Origin of the sequence: Xanthomonas citri pv. mangiferaeindicae (assembly GCA_002240395.1) — a bacterium.
Lineage (GTDB): Bacteria > Pseudomonadota > Gammaproteobacteria > Xanthomonadales > Xanthomonadaceae > Luteimonas > Luteimonas citri_A.
The window spans coordinates 1,563,431-1,577,401 of sequence record CP016836.1; the positions used below are offsets into that span (position 1 = coordinate 1,563,431).

Consider the following 13,971-nt stretch of genomic DNA (forward strand, 5'->3'; position numbering starts at 1 on the left):
GAAAATCCGATGCTGCTAGGTCGTCCCGTCGCCGTGCTCGGTGGCGTCCGCATCCCGTTCTGTCGCCAGAACACCGCGTACGCCGACGTCGGCAACCTCGGCATGTCGGTGCGCACGCTCGGCGCCCTGGTCGAGAAGTTCGGCCTGCATGGGCAGCAGCTGGGCGAGGTGGCGATGGGCGCGGTGATCAAGCACTCGAGCGACTGGAACCTCGGGCGCGAGGCGGCGCTGTCGTCGGGGCTGTCGGCGCTGACGCCGGGCATCACGATGCAGCGCGCCTGTGGCACCTCGCTCGACACCATCGTGGCGATCGGCAACAAGATCGCGACCGGTCAGATCGAATCGGGCATCGGCGGCGGCTCGGACACCACCTCCGACGTGCCGATCGTCTACGGCCGCGCACTGCGTCGCCGGTTGTTGACGGCCAATGCCGCCAAGTCCACCAAGGACCGCATCGCGGCGTTCCGGGGCTTTCGTCCGCGCGAGCTCAAGCCCGACTTTCCGGGCGTGGCCGAGCCGCGCACCGGCAAGTCGATGGGCGAGCACTGCGAAGACATGGCCAAGGAGTGGAGCATCTCGCGCGATTCGCAGGACGAGCTCGCGGTCGCCTCGCACCACAAGCTCGCTGCGGCCTACGAGCGTGGGTTCTTCGACGATCTGGTCGTGAGCTTCCGCGGCGTTGCGCGCGACAACATCCTCAGGCCCGACACCTCGATCGAGAAGCTCGCCACGCTCAAGCCTGCGTTCGACAAGGTCTCGGGCCGTGGCACGCTGACCGCCGCCAACTCCACGCCGCTCACCGACGGCGCGGCCGCGTGCCTGCTGGCCAGCGACGATTGGGCCGCCGCGCACGGGCACGAGGTGCTGTGCCACATCCGCGACGCGCATGTGGCTGCGGTCGACTTCGTGCACGGGGAAGGCCTGCTGATGGCGCCGACGGTCGCGGTCGCGCAGATGCTCGCGCGCAACGGCCTGACGCTCCAGGACTTCGATATCTACGAGATCCACGAAGCGTTCGCCGCGCAGGTGCTGTGCACGCTGCGCGCGTGGGAGAGCGCGGACTACTGCCGCACGCGGCTGGGCCTGGAGGCGCCGCTGGGACGGATCGACCCGCAGAAGATCAATCCGCTGGGCTCGTCGCTGGCGACCGGCCATCCGTTCGCGGCGACCGGTGCGCGCATCGTGGCCACCACCGCCAAGCAGCTCGTCGAGCGCGGCGGCGGCCGGGCGTTGATCTCGATCTGCACCGCCGGCGGCATGGGCGTGGTCGCGATCCTCGAACGTTGACCGCACGTCCAGCCAAGGCCACATCCATGTCCGTTCTCCCTTCTCCCGCGCGCCGGCTCGGGCCGCTCGCAGCGGTCCTGCTCGTCGCGCTCGCCGCTTGCGGTGAGACTCCTGCGCCGCAGCGCGGGCCTGCGGTCATCTCTGCGCCACCCCCGCCCGAAGCGCTGCCCGATTGCGATGAGATCGCCAACGCGCTCGGCGAGCTGGTCGCCGGCCTGGAAGTGGTCGACCCTGCCGGAACCAGGCAGGACACCGCGGACGCCTTCAGCCTGAGCTGCGCCTGGCGCGGGGCGGACGATGGCGCTGCGTTGGGCGCGATCGTGATCGTCGACCAGCAGCCGCTGACCGAGGCCGACATGCGTCGGGCCGGGCTGTACGTGGACGATCCGCGGGTCGCCGCGCTCGGCGGCTTCATCGCCTATCCCGAAGGCCGCCTGGATGGGGCCGAGATCCTGGGGCCGGTCGGGCCGCAGGTGATCGTCGGTCCGGTCACGGTGACCCTGGCCGCGAACGCGCGTGGCGCAGTGGCCGATGTGACGTTGACGCAGGCCGTCGATGGCGCGGTGGCGGTCCATCGCCTGATGCGCTGACAACGGCGGGCGTTGGCCATCCGCGGCCGCCTGTCGAGGCGACCGCGGCGCGTGACTCAGGGCCGCGGCGTGAGGTCGTCGGGATCCCGCAGGTGGGGCAGGCCGTGCTCGTCCCGCCGCTCGGCCGCCGCGATCGTCGGCGCCGATGCGTCCACGGGCAGGGCCAGGATCGGCTCGTTACGTGCCGCACGCAGGGCGTTGGCGTAGCACAGACGTGCGGTGCGCTCGTCGCCCTCGGCCGCGTAGCCGTCGCCGAGCTGGACCCAGGCCTCGCTGCCGGCGCCCTGTTCAGCCGCGCGCTGCAGCAGCGGGCGGCCGCGCGCCCAGTCGCGGCGGGCATGATGCAGCCGCGCCAGGCCCAGCATCGCCGCCGGGCTGGCCGGATACGTCTGCAGCCAGCGCTCCAGACGGCTGCGCCGATGCTCGGGGTCGCCGACATCGAGCATCGCGTAACGGGAGGCCAGTTGCTCGTCCCAACGGGCATCGAGTGCGGTTTCCAGGCTGCGCAGCGCGGCGTCGTGCCAGCCCAGCGCGAATGCGCGGTCGACATAGGCCAGCACCACTGGGGTCTCGGTGCGCAGTCCTTTGGGCAGTGCTTCCCAGCGCTCGGCGAGTACGTTGGCGTCGGCCGCTTCGTGCAGGGAAGCGGCCGCCCAGCGCACCTCGCGGGCGGCGAGCTGAACTTCAGGCAGCGCCTGCTGGCGCCGCAGCGCGCCGAGCAGTCCATAGGCTTCTGCCGCGTGTCCGGTCTGGGCCCAGGCGTCGGCACGCAGTGCCAGGCCGCGCGGCGGCAGCGGCTGCGCCCCAGGGGCATCGAGTGCGGTCAGCGCATCGATCGGACGGTCTTCGAGCATGGCGATCTGCGCCAGGGCGATCGCACGCGTGGCCGGATGCCGATCGCCGAAGCCGTCCAGATGCGCACGCGCCGCGGCCGCGTCGCCGCGTGCGAACGCGGCCTGCGCGGCCGCCAGCCGGGCGGCAGGCTCGTAATGCGGATTCTCGTTGGCCGACTGGGTGAGCAGCTTCTCGGCGCGCGCATAGTGGCCTTGGTGCAAGGCGTCGAGCCCCTCGCCCAGACGGCTCTGGGCGCGCGACTCGCGATAGCGGCCCCAACTGCGGAACGGCAGAGCGATCAGGCTCATCACCAGCCAGAGCACCACCAGCGCACCCAGCGCCATCGCGATGGCGTTGACCAGGGTGGTACTGCGGTCGAGCCCGTCGTAACGGACGATGACCAGGCCGGGGTCGTGGGACAGCAACAACTGCGCGGCCAGCGCGCCCAACAGGGCAATGACGATCCAGATCAGCAACGCACGAAGCAGGGACATGGGAGGCTTCCGTAAAGGCGATGCGAAGATGGGCTACGGTGCCTGACAGCATCGTGATGGCCCCGTGGTGGGCCGGAGCGCCATTCAGGATACGTGCGCAACCGCCTGCGAGATCGGCGATGCGGCCGCCAACAGCGATGCCGGCCGGGCATCGGCGGCGACCCGAACGTCGGCAAATCCCAGCGTCCGCGCCAACGCGGCCAGCCGTTCGCTGGCGGCGAGCGCCTGCGCGCGCTGCAGGCGTTTGCGCACCGGGTCGGGCACTTCAGCCAGCAGCGCGGTCAGCGCCTCGCCGCTGCTGACCGGCAACAGCCAGGGCTCGGGCAAGGCCTGCAGGACCGCCAGCCGGCGCGCGGACGGGCGGACCGGCACGCGTGCGTAGACATCGGCGCGCCGCAGGCGGGCACCCGCGGCTTCGAGCGCGGCCGCGATCATGCCGCGGCCGCCGGGTGCGGTGATCAGACCGACGCTGCGCCCGGCCAGGTCGTTCAACGGCAGCAGCGCCAGCAGACCCTCGCTGTCCATGCGCGTCGGCGCGCGAACCGGCGCCACACCGCGGTCTGCCAGCGCCGCGGCCGTGCCGGCCCCGACGCTAAGCCAGTCCTGGTCAGCGCGGCGCAGCAGGGGCTGCAAGGCCGCGGCCGCGGCCACCGCTGGCGGACTGGAGAAGATCACGATCTCGGCATCGAGCGCGGCCCGCAGCGCGGCGTGGACCGCGTCGCCGTCGCGCTGGACGATACGCCACGGCGACAGCGCGAACGTGCGCGCACCCAGATGCGCGGCGGCGCGCCGCAATGCGACGTGGGCCCCGACCGGGCGCAGCGAGATGACGTAGTATCCCGCCAGAAGCGAGGAAGCCGGCGCGACATGCATGCGCGAAGCTTGGTGGCTGCCGGGGAACGGCGCAAGCCGGACGACTCTTCCCCCGACAGGACATCCGATGCAACACGAAGATCCGCTGCGTAGGCTCGCGGCGCACTACGCTTCCATGCCGCCCGTCGCCGCGATGCGGATCGACATCGCCGGCTTCGACGGCGAGCGCCTGCGCCTGCGCGCGCCGCTCGCCGAGCACGTCAACGACAAGGGGTCGGCATTCGGCGGCAGCCTGGTGTCGCTGATGACGCTCGCCGGCTGGGGACTGACCACGCTGCGTACTGAAGCGGCCGGCCTCGATGCCGATGTCTACGTCGCCGATTCGCAGATCCGCTACCGCGCACCGCTGTGCGATGACCTGCAGGCCGAGGCCGTGCTGTCGGACGGCGACTGGGACACGTTCGTGCGGACCCTGCGCACCCGGGGGCGCGCACGCGTGCAGCTGGCCGCGCAGGTGGTGCTGCCCGACGGCGCGGTCGCGACCGGCATGCAGGCCCGTTACGCCGCGATTCTGCGGCCCAGCGCCGAGCGTTGAGCCTTTCAGGCTGAACGCCGCGCGCAGCGCGGTGAGGGGGCCTTGCGCGGACCGCCGCCGCGGTCGAGAATCCGCGCCCCCGCCTGCCTCCTCCCACCCGGTCGCGCCATGCCGCATCCGTGTCTGTCCTGTGGTGCGTGCTGCGCGCATTTCCGCATCGGTTTCCACTGGAGCGAGGCCGACCCCGAGCTCGGTGGGCAGGTGCCGCCGGCGCTGACCGAACCGCTGCGCACGCACGAGCGCGCGATGCGCGGCACGTCCTGCGCGCAGCCGCGCTGCATCGCGCTCGACGCCGACATCGGGCGCTACTCGCGCTGCACGATCCATCCCGTGCGCCCCTCGGTCTGCGCGGCGGTGCCGGCCTCGCTCGAATTCGGCGAGCGCAGCGGCCAGTGCGACCGGGCCCGGCTGGCGCACGGGCTGCCGCTGCTGACCGCTGCCGACTGGCGCTGGCGCGACGAGGCGGCCAACGACGACGAACCCGACGACAACGGCCACAGCCCGACCACGCCGACGGTTCCGCCCATTGCCGCGTGACCGGATCCCGCGTCCGCGCGGACTAGGCCGGCAGCGGATGGCGCTCGAGGAAGGCGCGGATCTGCGGCACCAGCACCGCGTGCCGGTCCTCCAGCACGTAGTGGCCGGCGTCATCGAAGGCCTCGACCTCGGCCTGCGGCAGCGCCTGGCGGAAGCCGTCGAGGAAATGCCGGTCGAAGACGAAATCGCGCAGGCCCCAGCCGATGAACGCCGGGCGATCGGCGTAGCCGGGCAGGGCCCGGCCGGCGGCTTCGAGCAGCGGCCAGGCGCGGTCATTCGGGCCCAGCGGGATGTCCTGCATGAAGCGCACCGTGGAGATCCGGTTGCGCCAGCTGTCGTACGGGGCGACATAGGCGCGGCGCACGTCGGCGGGCATGCGGCGTTCGACGCCCAGCCACGAGGCCCCGGCCGAAAACGCGTTGAAGCCGCGGATGATCCATTCGCCAACGGTGTAGTCACGGCCCAGCGCGATCTGCCAGGGCATCGCCTTGACGGCCGGCATCGGGAATGCGGCGGTATTGGTGATCACCAGCCGTTGCACCTGCGCCTGGTGCGTGAGCGCCCAGCCGAAGCCGATCATGCCGCCCCAGTCGTGCACGGCGAGCGTCAGTGGGCCGTCGATGCCCAGGTGCGCGAGCAGCGTGCCGACGTCCTCGACACGCGAGGCCAGTGTGTAGTCGTAGCGCGGCGAGGCACGCGGGCCATCGTCGGGCTTGTCCGACAGGCCCATGCCGACGTGGTCGGGCACGATACAGCGATAGCGGTCGCGCAGTCCGCGCACCAGATGACGCCAGTAGTAGCTCCACGACGGATTGCCGTGGAGCATCAACACGACCTGGCCGTCGCGCGGGCCCTCGTCGAGGTAATGCATCTCGATGCCGGGCCGCACTTCCAGACGATGGCGGGCGAAGTCGTAATCGGGAAAGTCTTGCACGTGGCGTGGATCTGGCGTGGGCGGGAAGCACGTCATTGTAGGCGCAAGGCACCAACTGCCCGAGGTTGTAGCGATCTGCGCGCAATGTCGGAATCTAACAGAAGGCAACGATGCGGGTCGGTATGCTTTTTTCGATGAATGCGAGCGTGCACCAGCCGGCCGATCCACGGGTCGATGCCAGGCAATTCCTGCGTCGCCAGACGCGGCATCTGCACGCGCGTGTGGACGCCTTTTTCGCCGACGGGCTGCGGACCGCGGACGATTACGCGCGTTACCTGGTCGGCATGCATCGCTTTGCGGCCGACCACGAGATTGCCGTCGGCACCTTGCCGCGCCAGTCGTTCTGGCTCGCCTGCGATCTGCAGACGCTCGGCTTGGCGCCGTTGCCGCCCGGTGGCGTCTGTACGCCAGTCGCCAATGCCGACGAGCGCCTGGGCTGGGAGTACGTGATGGCCGGCAGCAGCGTCGGTGCCCGCTATCTGTTGCGGCACGCGCTCGCGCTTGGTCATGACGAGGCGGCCGGCGCGCGGTTCCTCACCCGGCATGCTGCCGATGGCGGTTGGGCCCGCGTACTCGAGCGCCTTGCGACCTGCGCGCCGGAAGACGGCGCGCTGATGGCGCGGCTGCAGCGTGGCGCCTGCGATGCGTTCACCCAGGTGCAAGATTGTTTCGAACGCAGTTTTCAAACTCACCCGGCCGCCGCTCAGGAGTCCGCCCCATGAACACCGCCCTCGAGCGCGCGCTGCAGGTCTGTGCCAACGAACCGATCCACCTGTCCGGGGCGATCCAGCCGCACGGGTATCTCATCAGTTGCCACCTGCCCGATTGGACCATCCATCATGTCTCGGCCAACATCGAATCGCTGATGGGCGTGGGCCCGGAGGACATGCTGCGGCATACGCTGCGGGAGTTCTTGACCGACGACCTGATCCAGGCGGTGGCCGAGACCATCGGCTTTGGCGAATCCGGCGCGCCGCCGCAGCGCGCGGCGGTGGGCAACATCGGCCCGATGGCGCATCTGTGCGACGTCAGCGTGCACGTCGTCGACGGACTCGTGCATCTTGAGATCGAGCCGCAGCCGCGCAGCGCGGCTGAGCGCTCGCCGACCGTGGTCGCGCAGGCGATGATCGCGCGCGTGGCCGGCAGCGACGATATCGTCGACTTTCATCAGCGGGTCGCCGAGCAGGTGCGCCTGTTGACCGGCTATGACCGGGTGATGGTCTACCGCTTCCGCCATGACGATTCGGGCGAGGTGATCGCCGAATCGCGCGATTCGGCACTGACGTCCTATCTGGGTCTGCGCTATCCCGCGTCCGACATCCCGGTACAGGCGCGCACGCTGTACCTGCGCAACCGAATCCGCGTGATCCCCGATGCGACTTACGTGCCGGTGCCGATCCTGCCCGATCGCGACGGACGCGGGGCGCCGCTGGACCTGGCGCAGATGGCGTTGCGCAGCGTCTCACCGGTGCATCTGGAATACCTCGCCAACATGGGCGTGGTCGCGTCGATGTCGATCTCGATCGTGTCTGCCGGCCGCCTGTGGGGCCTGATCGCCTGCCATCACCGCACGGTGCGGCGGGTGCCGCCGGGCGTGCGCGCGGCCGCCGATCTGTTCGGATTGTTCGTCTCGATGCGCGTGGCTGCACGCGAGCAGCAGCGGGCGCTGGCACTGGAGGAAAGCGCACGTGGTGTGCGCGAGACCCTGGCCCTGCGGCTCGACAATGCGATCGATCCGCGGCTCGCGCTGGCCACCGAGCTCGACCTGCTGGCGCGCGCGGTCGATTGCGACGGCGTCGGCTTGTTGCAGGACGGGCATTGGCACAGCGCCGGGCGTACGCCCGGCCAGGGCCAGGTGCCGGGCCTGCTGGACTGGATCCAGCGCAACGATGCGGGCACCGGTCTGGTGAGCACGGATGCCGCTGCCGATTGGAGCCGCGACCCGGACGAAGCCGACGGCATCGCCGGCGTGCTGGCGTTGCCGCTCGACCCGGGGCGCGAGGAATGGCTGTTCTTCTTCCGCTGCGAAGAAGTCCAGGACGTGCGCTGGGCCGGTCGTCCGGACGAGCCGTTCCTGATCGACGAGGACGGCGACCGGATCGGCCCGCGGGCGAGCTTCACCGCCTGGCATGAGACGGTGCGCGGCCTCGGCGTGCCGTGGTCGGATGCCGATCGCCGGATCGTCGGTCGCTTGCAGGTGACGCTCCGCGAGCGCTACCGGCACAGCGTGCTGCACGCCGAGGTCGGCGACCTGCGCGCGCATCGCGCACGCATGGACGTGCGCGAGCAGCGCACCCGGCTGATGCAGATGTCCGAACTGCTCGACGGTCTGGTGCACGTCAGCCCGCAGGAAGCGGCGCAGCTGTCGGCGCGGATCAATGGCCTGGAGGCCGAACTGCAATCGCTGATCGGGCCGGCCCACGCGACCGAGGACTGATGCGCCGTCGCGGGCCGGCAATGCCGGTCCGCGACGATAAAGGGCGTGCCAGGCGCCCGCGTGCTGCGCGGGACGCCAGGTCGATGGTTACCAGACCACCTCGGCCATCGAGCAGTTCAGGCCCGAACCGATGCCCAGCAGGGCGACCCGGTTGCCCTTCTTCAGGCGGCCCATCTCGCGCAGCTTGCTGAGCACGATCGGCACCGAGGCCGGTCCGATGTTGCCGTGCTCGCCGAAGATCGTGTGGACCTTCTTCGGGTCGATGCCGAACGCCTGCACGAACGATGCGGTGTGGACCTTGCTGACCTGGTGGATCACGAACTCGTCGAGCTCGTCGACGACCCAGCCCAGCGCCTCGCGCGCGGCGATGAAGGTCTTCTGCGCCAGCTTCATGCCTTCGAGCAGCAGCATGCGGGTGTCGGTGACCATGCGGTCGAGGTTGCCGCGGCACAGGGTGTTCCACTCGGTCGCCGAGCGGGTCACGCCGCCCTTGTAGCGCGGCGCGTCGGGCACCAGATCCGCGCGCGCGAGCACCATCGCCGCCGAGCCGCAGCCCAGCGTCAGCGTGGCCAGCTCGTTGCGGAAGTCCTCTTCGGTCGCGTCAGGGTGCAGCAGACGCTCCATGGTCTTCTCATAGGCGAGGTTGGCGGTCTCGCCGTCGACGATCAGCGCGTAGTCGATCTCGCCCAGCTCGATCATGCGGCTGGCGACATCCATGCCGTTGACGAACGCCAGGCAGGCATTGGCCAGGTCGTAGTTCTGGCAGGTGTCGCCGATGCCGAGGTTGCCGCCGACGATGCTCGCCGTGGACGGCTCGAGGAAGTCGCGGCTGACCGAGGTGTTGACCAGCAGCCCCAGCTGCGTGGCCTCGATGCCGGCATCGTCGAGCGCCTTGCGTCCGGCCAGTGTCGCCGCGTCGGACGCGAGCGTCTCGTCGTCCCACAGGTGGCGGGCATGGATGCCGGCGATGTCCTTGAGGACGTCGGTCTTGATGCCGAGGCGGTCGAGGGTCGGCTTCAGCCGGGCGTTGATGTCGTCGCTGGACAGACGGTGCGGCGCATCGACATGGGCGAGGCCGGCGATGGCGACGTTTTCAAAAAGCATGGGCTGGGCGCCGGATCTGGCAAAGGGAGCCGCATAGGGTAACCGCTTCGCCGGGGCGACGCATGTTGCGGGCGCGCTGTAGGCCGCCCGCCTATTCGAGGAATGGCCCGGCAACGTCTCCTCCCTGCGGCCGGTCCGCAGAGGCTGGTGCCGCGTTCAGCGTCCGCAGCGCCAGGCGGCAAAACGCTGGCTGCCGGCAACCGGCTCGCCAAGCGGACTGATGGTGTCGGCCGCCAGGCCCGGCGCCTCGTTGCGCGCCAGCGTCTCGAGCTCCTCGCGCACGCGCAGCGCGTTGCGCTCCACGAACGCGATGCTGTGCTTGACCGAGACCTCGACCTCGCCGCGCTTCTCGCAGTTGCCCGGCGCCGCGTTGACCACACGCACCGCGCTCGCGCCGGGCGCCATGTGCACCCAGGTACAGCCGGTGGCGGACACAGACAACAGCAGGACCAACAGGGACTTGCGCATGGAGACTCCGGACGTTCGGGGAAGGGCGCGGTGCCCGCCATTGTGGCGGGCTTGGCGCGGACGCGCGATCAATGCGCTCACCGAGCCACTGGCTTGCCGTCGGCGTCGAGCACCTGGACCTCGCCCAGCCCGAGTGCGCGGACCGGCGCCTCGATCTTCGACAGGTCGCCCACCACCACCCAGGTCAACGCCGAGGGGTCGACCGTGCGCGCCACCCCGGCCAGGTCGGTCACGGTCATCGCCTCGATTTCGGCCTTGCGCTGGAAGACGTAGTCGTCCGGACGGCCGAAGCGCAGGTTGCCGCCGATCGTCGACATCACCGACCACGCCGTTTCATAGGCGCCAGGCAGGCTCAGGGTCTGGATCGCCTTGGCGCGTGCGAGCTCGGCTTCGGTGGGCGGGCGCTCGCCGTCGGCGACCTCGGCCAGCTCGCGCTGGATCTCGGCCATCGCCTCGGCGGTCTTGTCGATCTGCACCGGGGCCGAGGCCATCCAGGGGCGCTGGCCCAGCGTGCCGGTCGCCGAACTGCGTGCGCCGTACGACCAGTGTTTCTCCTCGCGCAGGTTCATGTTCAAGCGCGCGGTGAAGTCGCCGCCGACGACGGTGTTGAGCATGTCGAAGCGGGTGGCGGCCGGGTCGTTGGTCGGCGGGATCACCTGGGCTGCAAAGATGTTGGCCTGCACCGCGCCCGGCTGGTCGATCAGGAACACCCGCGGCGCGCTCGGACGGGCGACCTCGGGCACGGTGATCGGAGCGGGCGCGGCCCCGGCACCGCGCCAGTCGCCGAAGTGCTTCTCCAGCAGCGGCACGATCTCCTCAAGCGTGGTGTCGCCGACCACGATCAGCGTCGCGCCCTCCGGGCGCACCCAGTCGCGATGGAAGGCCACCAGGTCCTCGCGCGTGAGCTTGGCGATCGAGGCCTCGTCGCCGCTGCCGGTGAACGGGATCGCATAGGGATGGCCGGCGCCGTAGACCAGCGGCGGCAGCACCCGCATCGCCACGCTCGACGGCCGTGCCTTCTCCTGGCCGATGCCGGCGATCCAACTGGCGCGGATGCGCTCGATCTCCTTGGGCTCGAAGTTCGGCCGACGGACCATGTCCGCGAACAGCGCCAACGACGCGTCGAGGTTTTCCTTGAGCGCGGACACGTAGGCGTTGCTGCCGTCGAGCGAAGCGCCAGCGCCCAGGCTGGCGCCCAGCGATTCGACGCGGTCGGCGAAGTCCAGCGCACCCAGGCCGCCGGCGCCTTCGTCGAGCACGCTCATCGTGAAGCTCGCAGTGCCCGGCGTGCGCCCCTGGTCGGCGGTGTAGCCGCCGCCGAACTCGTAGCTCAGCTGCACCACCGGGATCTCCGGGCGGCGGGCGAGGATCACCTGCGTGCCGTTGGCGAGCGTCGCGCGCTGCTGCTCGGGGAACTTCAGTTCCGGGAACGACGTGGTCCGGGGCACGCCCTGGCTGCGGTCGACATCCGTGCGCGTGGTGCGGTACTTGGGATCGGGCATCGGCGGCGTGAACGGGGCCGGTGTGACCGCCGGTTCCTCGGCCAGCGGCGTGCGTGCGCCCGGCACCACGGTGATGGTGTGGCTGCCGACATCGAGCCACTTCGCGCCGGCCGCCTTGACGTCATCGATGGTGGTCGCGGCCACGTTCGCCAGCGCTTCGCGGAAACAGCCCGGGTCGCCGTCGTAGACGGTGCATTCGGCCAGCGCGTCGGCCTTGCCGCCGAATCCGCCGATGCGCTCGATGCCGCGCACGAACCCGGCGCGGAACGAGGTCTTGGCGCGCTCGAGTTCATCGGCCGTGGGGCCCTGGGCGATCAGGCGCTGCAGTTCCTCTTCGATCGCCGCTTCCACCTTCGCCGGGTCCACGCCCTGCTTGACGGTCGCCATGACGATGAAGTTCGAGCCCAGTTGCGAGCCATAGGCCCCGGCGCTGATATTGTCGACCAGCCGGTCGTCGTGCAGCAGGCGCTTGTCGAGGCGCGAGGCCTTTGTGCCGCCGAGCACGCTGGCCAGCACCTGCAGATGGTCGAGGTCGGCGGTACCGAGTTCGGCGACGTTCCACGCGCGGTAGATCCGCACCTGCGGCACCTTGTCCTCCATGGTCTCGCGGGTGTCGGCGGTGCGCCGGGCCACATCCACCTGCGGCTGGGCCATCGTCGGGCCAGCGGGGATGTCGCCGAAGTAGCGCGCGACCTTCTCCTTGGCCGTCGCCACGTCGATGTCGCCGGCCAGCACCAGCACCGCGTTGTTGGGGCCGTACCAGGTGCGGAACCACTGCTTGACGTCGTCGAGCGAAGCCGCGTCGAGATCGTTCATCGAGCCGATCACGCCGTGGTGGTAAGGGTGGCCTTTGGGATAGAGCGCGCGGGTGAGCTTGTCCCACACCTGGCCATAGGGCTGATTCTCGCCCTGGCGCTTCTCGTTCTGCACCACGCCGCGCTGCTCATCGAGCGCGGCCTGGTCGATCGCACCGAGCAGATGGCCCATGCGGTCGGATTCCATCCACAGCGCCATGTCCAGCGCCGTGGTCGGCACGTTCTGGAAGTAGTTCGTGCGGTCGGTGTTGGTGGTGCCGTTCTGGTCGGTCACACCGACCTGCTTGAAGGGTTCGAAGAATTCGCCGTGGTGATTCTCGCTGCCCTGGAACATCAAGTGCTCGAACAGGTGCGCAAAGCCGCTGCGGCCAGCCGGCTCGTCCTTGCTGCCGACGTGGTACCAGATGTTGACCGCGACGATCGGCGCCTTGCGGTCGGTGTGGACCACCACGCGCAGCCCATTGGGCAGGGTGAAGCTCTCAAAGGGGATGTCGACGCCCACGGCGGCCGAGGCGGGCGCTTGCGCCATGACCGACGGTGCGAGACCGGCACCGACCAGGGCGAGGCCGGTGGCCAGCGCCAACAGGGCGCGGCGGGGACGGAAGGAGGCGGGACGGGCGAGACCGACGGACATGCGCAATTCCTGAGCAACGGGCCGCACGGGGCGGACGATGCGCCCATCCTAGCCACACGCCCGCGTGCTGGCACGGGTCGCAGGTCATGCCCGGCGGCCGCGCATGCGCCGATCGCCCCGGCCGCGACGACTTCGCCCTCATCGCCGGCGGGCTAGTGTGGGGACACTGCCCTGTTGGAGTCTGCCGTCATGCCCGAGTGGACGTTGGTCACCGGCGCGAATCGCGGCCTGGGCCTGGAGTTCGTGCGTCAGCGGCTGGCGGCCGGCGCACCGGTCGTTGCGACCTGCCGGCAGCCCGGGCGCGCGACAGCGCTCAACGCACTCGCCGGTGAACACCCCGGCCACCTCAAGGTCCTGCCGCTCGATGCGATCGACCCGCGTTCGCGCGCCGAACTGGTACGCGAGCTGCCGCTGGCGATCGGCAAGGGCGGTCGCATCGACCTGCTGATCAACAACGCCGGTGTCCTGCATGGCGGCGAGCGTTTCGGACATCTGGACGGCGACACCCTCGAGCACAGCCTGCGTACGAACGCGATCGCCCCGCTGCTGCTGACCCAGGCGCTGGCGCCGTGGCTGGCCGGCGGCGCCTGCGTGGCGAATCTGTCTTCGCAACTGGGCTCGATCGGCGGTACCACCCGCTTCGGCACACCCAGCTATGCGATCAGCAAGGCTGCACTGAACATGGCGACGGTGCAGCTGGCGCATGCGCTGCGCGAGCGCGGCGTGGTCGTCGTGGCGCTGCACCCCGGCTGGGTCCGCACCGACATGGGCGGCGGCCAGGCGAGCGAGGCGCCGGACGAGTCGGTGGCAGGGCTGCTGCGGGTCATTGAGCGCCTGTCGGCCGACGACAGCGGCCAGTTCCTCGACTGGACCGGCGCGCGTTTGCCCTGGTGACGGCCCGAGCGCGGACAATGGCCGCCCGCGCTC

The 13,971-nt window shown here is 70.4% G+C and carries 13 protein-coding genes; 7 read left to right on the forward strand and 6 right to left on the reverse strand.

The genetic code is table 11. The features are described from left to right. The first annotated feature begins 9 nt into the window (after nucleotides 1-9). Both BEN78_06735 and BEN78_06740 read left to right on the forward strand, forming a co-directional pair. On the forward strand, nucleotides 10-1,287 hold the full coding sequence (locus tag BEN78_06735) for an acetyl-CoA acetyltransferase (GenBank protein ID ASR43123.1): 1,278 nt from the start codon (nucleotides 10-12) through the stop codon (nucleotides 1,285-1,287). Nucleotides 1,288-1,313: 26 nt separating this feature from the next. Continuing rightward, nucleotides 1,314-1,877, forward strand: coding sequence for a hypothetical protein (locus BEN78_06740; protein ASR43124.1), 564 nt, complete (start codon nucleotides 1,314-1,316; stop codon nucleotides 1,875-1,877). A 56-nt stretch (nucleotides 1,878-1,933) separates the two neighbouring features. Here the strand turns inward: BEN78_06740 and BEN78_06745 are convergent, their stop codons facing one another. Continuing rightward, nucleotides 1,934-3,205, reverse strand: coding sequence for a hypothetical protein (locus tag BEN78_06745; protein ASR43125.1), 1,272 nt, complete (start codon nucleotides 3,203-3,205; stop codon nucleotides 1,934-1,936). Between the two features lie 84 nt (nucleotides 3,206-3,289). After that, nucleotides 3,290-4,078, reverse strand: coding sequence for a hypothetical protein (locus BEN78_06750; GenBank protein ASR43126.1), 789 nt, complete (start codon nucleotides 4,076-4,078; stop codon nucleotides 3,290-3,292). Nucleotides 4,079-4,145: 67 nt separating this feature from the next. On the opposite strand from BEN78_06750, the gene BEN78_06755 reads away from it, so the two are divergent. Together BEN78_06755 and BEN78_06760 are read left to right on the forward strand one after the other, a co-directional pair. Continuing rightward, nucleotides 4,146-4,613: a hypothetical protein gene (locus tag BEN78_06755; protein ASR43127.1), complete on the forward strand. Its 468-nt coding sequence runs from the start codon at nucleotides 4,146-4,148 to the stop codon at nucleotides 4,611-4,613. 108 nt (nucleotides 4,614-4,721) lie between these two features. Then, entirely contained in the window at nucleotides 4,722-5,150 is a 429-nt protein-coding gene (locus tag BEN78_06760) for a ferredoxin (protein ID ASR43128.1), read from the forward strand. Nucleotides 5,151-5,172: 22 nt separating this feature from the next. On the opposite strand, the gene BEN78_06765 is transcribed toward BEN78_06760, so the two are convergent. After that, complete coding sequence (locus BEN78_06765) at nucleotides 5,173-6,120, reverse strand: alpha/beta hydrolase (GenBank protein ASR43129.1); 948 nt, start codon at nucleotides 6,118-6,120, stop codon at nucleotides 5,173-5,175. Nucleotides 6,121-6,218: 98 nt separating this feature from the next. On the opposite strand from BEN78_06765, the gene BEN78_06770 reads away from it, so the two are divergent. Further along, complete coding sequence (locus tag BEN78_06770) at nucleotides 6,219-6,806, forward strand: hypothetical protein (GenBank protein ID ASR43130.1); 588 nt, start codon at nucleotides 6,219-6,221, stop codon at nucleotides 6,804-6,806. Continuing rightward, nucleotides 6,803-8,521 carry a hypothetical protein gene (locus tag BEN78_06775; GenBank protein ASR43131.1) on the forward strand — a complete coding sequence of 573 codons (1,719 nt, stop codon included), beginning with the start codon at nucleotides 6,803-6,805 and terminating at the stop codon, nucleotides 8,519-8,521. Before BEN78_06770 ends, BEN78_06775 begins: the two co-directional genes overlap by 4 nt. 87 nt (nucleotides 8,522-8,608) lie before the next feature. On the opposite strand, the gene BEN78_06780 is transcribed toward BEN78_06775, so the two are convergent. The 3 genes from BEN78_06780 to BEN78_06790 form a co-directional block, all read right to left on the reverse strand. Continuing rightward, nucleotides 8,609-9,625 (reverse strand): 3-oxoacyl-ACP synthase III, encoded by a 1,017-nt coding sequence (locus BEN78_06780; protein ASR43132.1) that lies wholly within the window; start codon nucleotides 9,623-9,625, stop codon nucleotides 8,609-8,611. Between the two features lie 156 nt (nucleotides 9,626-9,781). Next, complete coding sequence (locus BEN78_06785) at nucleotides 9,782-10,093, reverse strand: hypothetical protein (GenBank protein ID ASR43133.1); 312 nt, start codon at nucleotides 10,091-10,093, stop codon at nucleotides 9,782-9,784. Between the two features lie 77 nt (nucleotides 10,094-10,170). After that, complete coding sequence (locus tag BEN78_06790; protein ASR43134.1) at nucleotides 10,171-13,044, reverse strand: peptidase M16; 2,874 nt, start codon at nucleotides 13,042-13,044, stop codon at nucleotides 10,171-10,173. 189 nt (nucleotides 13,045-13,233) lie between these two features. Between BEN78_06790 and BEN78_06795 the strand changes: the two genes are divergently transcribed. Then, nucleotides 13,234-13,938, forward strand: coding sequence for a short-chain dehydrogenase (locus BEN78_06795; protein ID ASR43135.1), 705 nt, complete (start codon nucleotides 13,234-13,236; stop codon nucleotides 13,936-13,938). Nucleotides 13,939-13,971 lie beyond the last annotated feature (33 nt).

Bases quoted from the DNA above. Each gene is read 5' to 3' on its own strand.
- BEN78_06735 (ASR43123.1), top strand. From the start codon at position 10: ATGCTGCTAGGTCGTCCCGTCGCCGTGCTCGGTGGCGTCCGCATCCCG.
- BEN78_06740 (ASR43124.1), top strand. From the start codon at position 1,314: ATGTCCGTTCTCCCTTCTCCCGCGCGCCGGCTCGGGCCGCTCGCAGCG.
- BEN78_06745 (ASR43125.1), bottom strand. From the start codon at position 3,205: ATGTCCCTGCTTCGTGCGTTGCTGATCTGGATCGTCATTGCCCTGTTG.
- BEN78_06750 (ASR43126.1), bottom strand. From the start codon at position 4,078: ATGCATGTCGCGCCGGCTTCCTCGCTTCTGGCGGGATACTACGTCATC.
- BEN78_06755 (ASR43127.1), top strand. From the start codon at position 4,146: ATGCAACACGAAGATCCGCTGCGTAGGCTCGCGGCGCACTACGCTTCC.
- BEN78_06760 (ASR43128.1), top strand. From the start codon at position 4,722: ATGCCGCATCCGTGTCTGTCCTGTGGTGCGTGCTGCGCGCATTTCCGC.
- BEN78_06765 (ASR43129.1), bottom strand. From the start codon at position 6,120: ATGACGTGCTTCCCGCCCACGCCAGATCCACGCCACGTGCAAGACTTT.
- BEN78_06770 (ASR43130.1), top strand. From the start codon at position 6,219: ATGAATGCGAGCGTGCACCAGCCGGCCGATCCACGGGTCGATGCCAGG.
- BEN78_06775 (ASR43131.1), top strand. From the start codon at position 6,803: ATGAACACCGCCCTCGAGCGCGCGCTGCAGGTCTGTGCCAACGAACCG.
- BEN78_06780 (ASR43132.1), bottom strand. From the start codon at position 9,625: ATGCTTTTTGAAAACGTCGCCATCGCCGGCCTCGCCCATGTCGATGCG.
- BEN78_06785 (ASR43133.1), bottom strand. From the start codon at position 10,093: ATGCGCAAGTCCCTGTTGGTCCTGCTGTTGTCTGTGTCCGCCACCGGC.
- BEN78_06790 (ASR43134.1), bottom strand. From the start codon at position 13,044: ATGTCCGTCGGTCTCGCCCGTCCCGCCTCCTTCCGTCCCCGCCGCGCC.
- BEN78_06795 (ASR43135.1), top strand. From the start codon at position 13,234: ATGCCCGAGTGGACGTTGGTCACCGGCGCGAATCGCGGCCTGGGCCTG.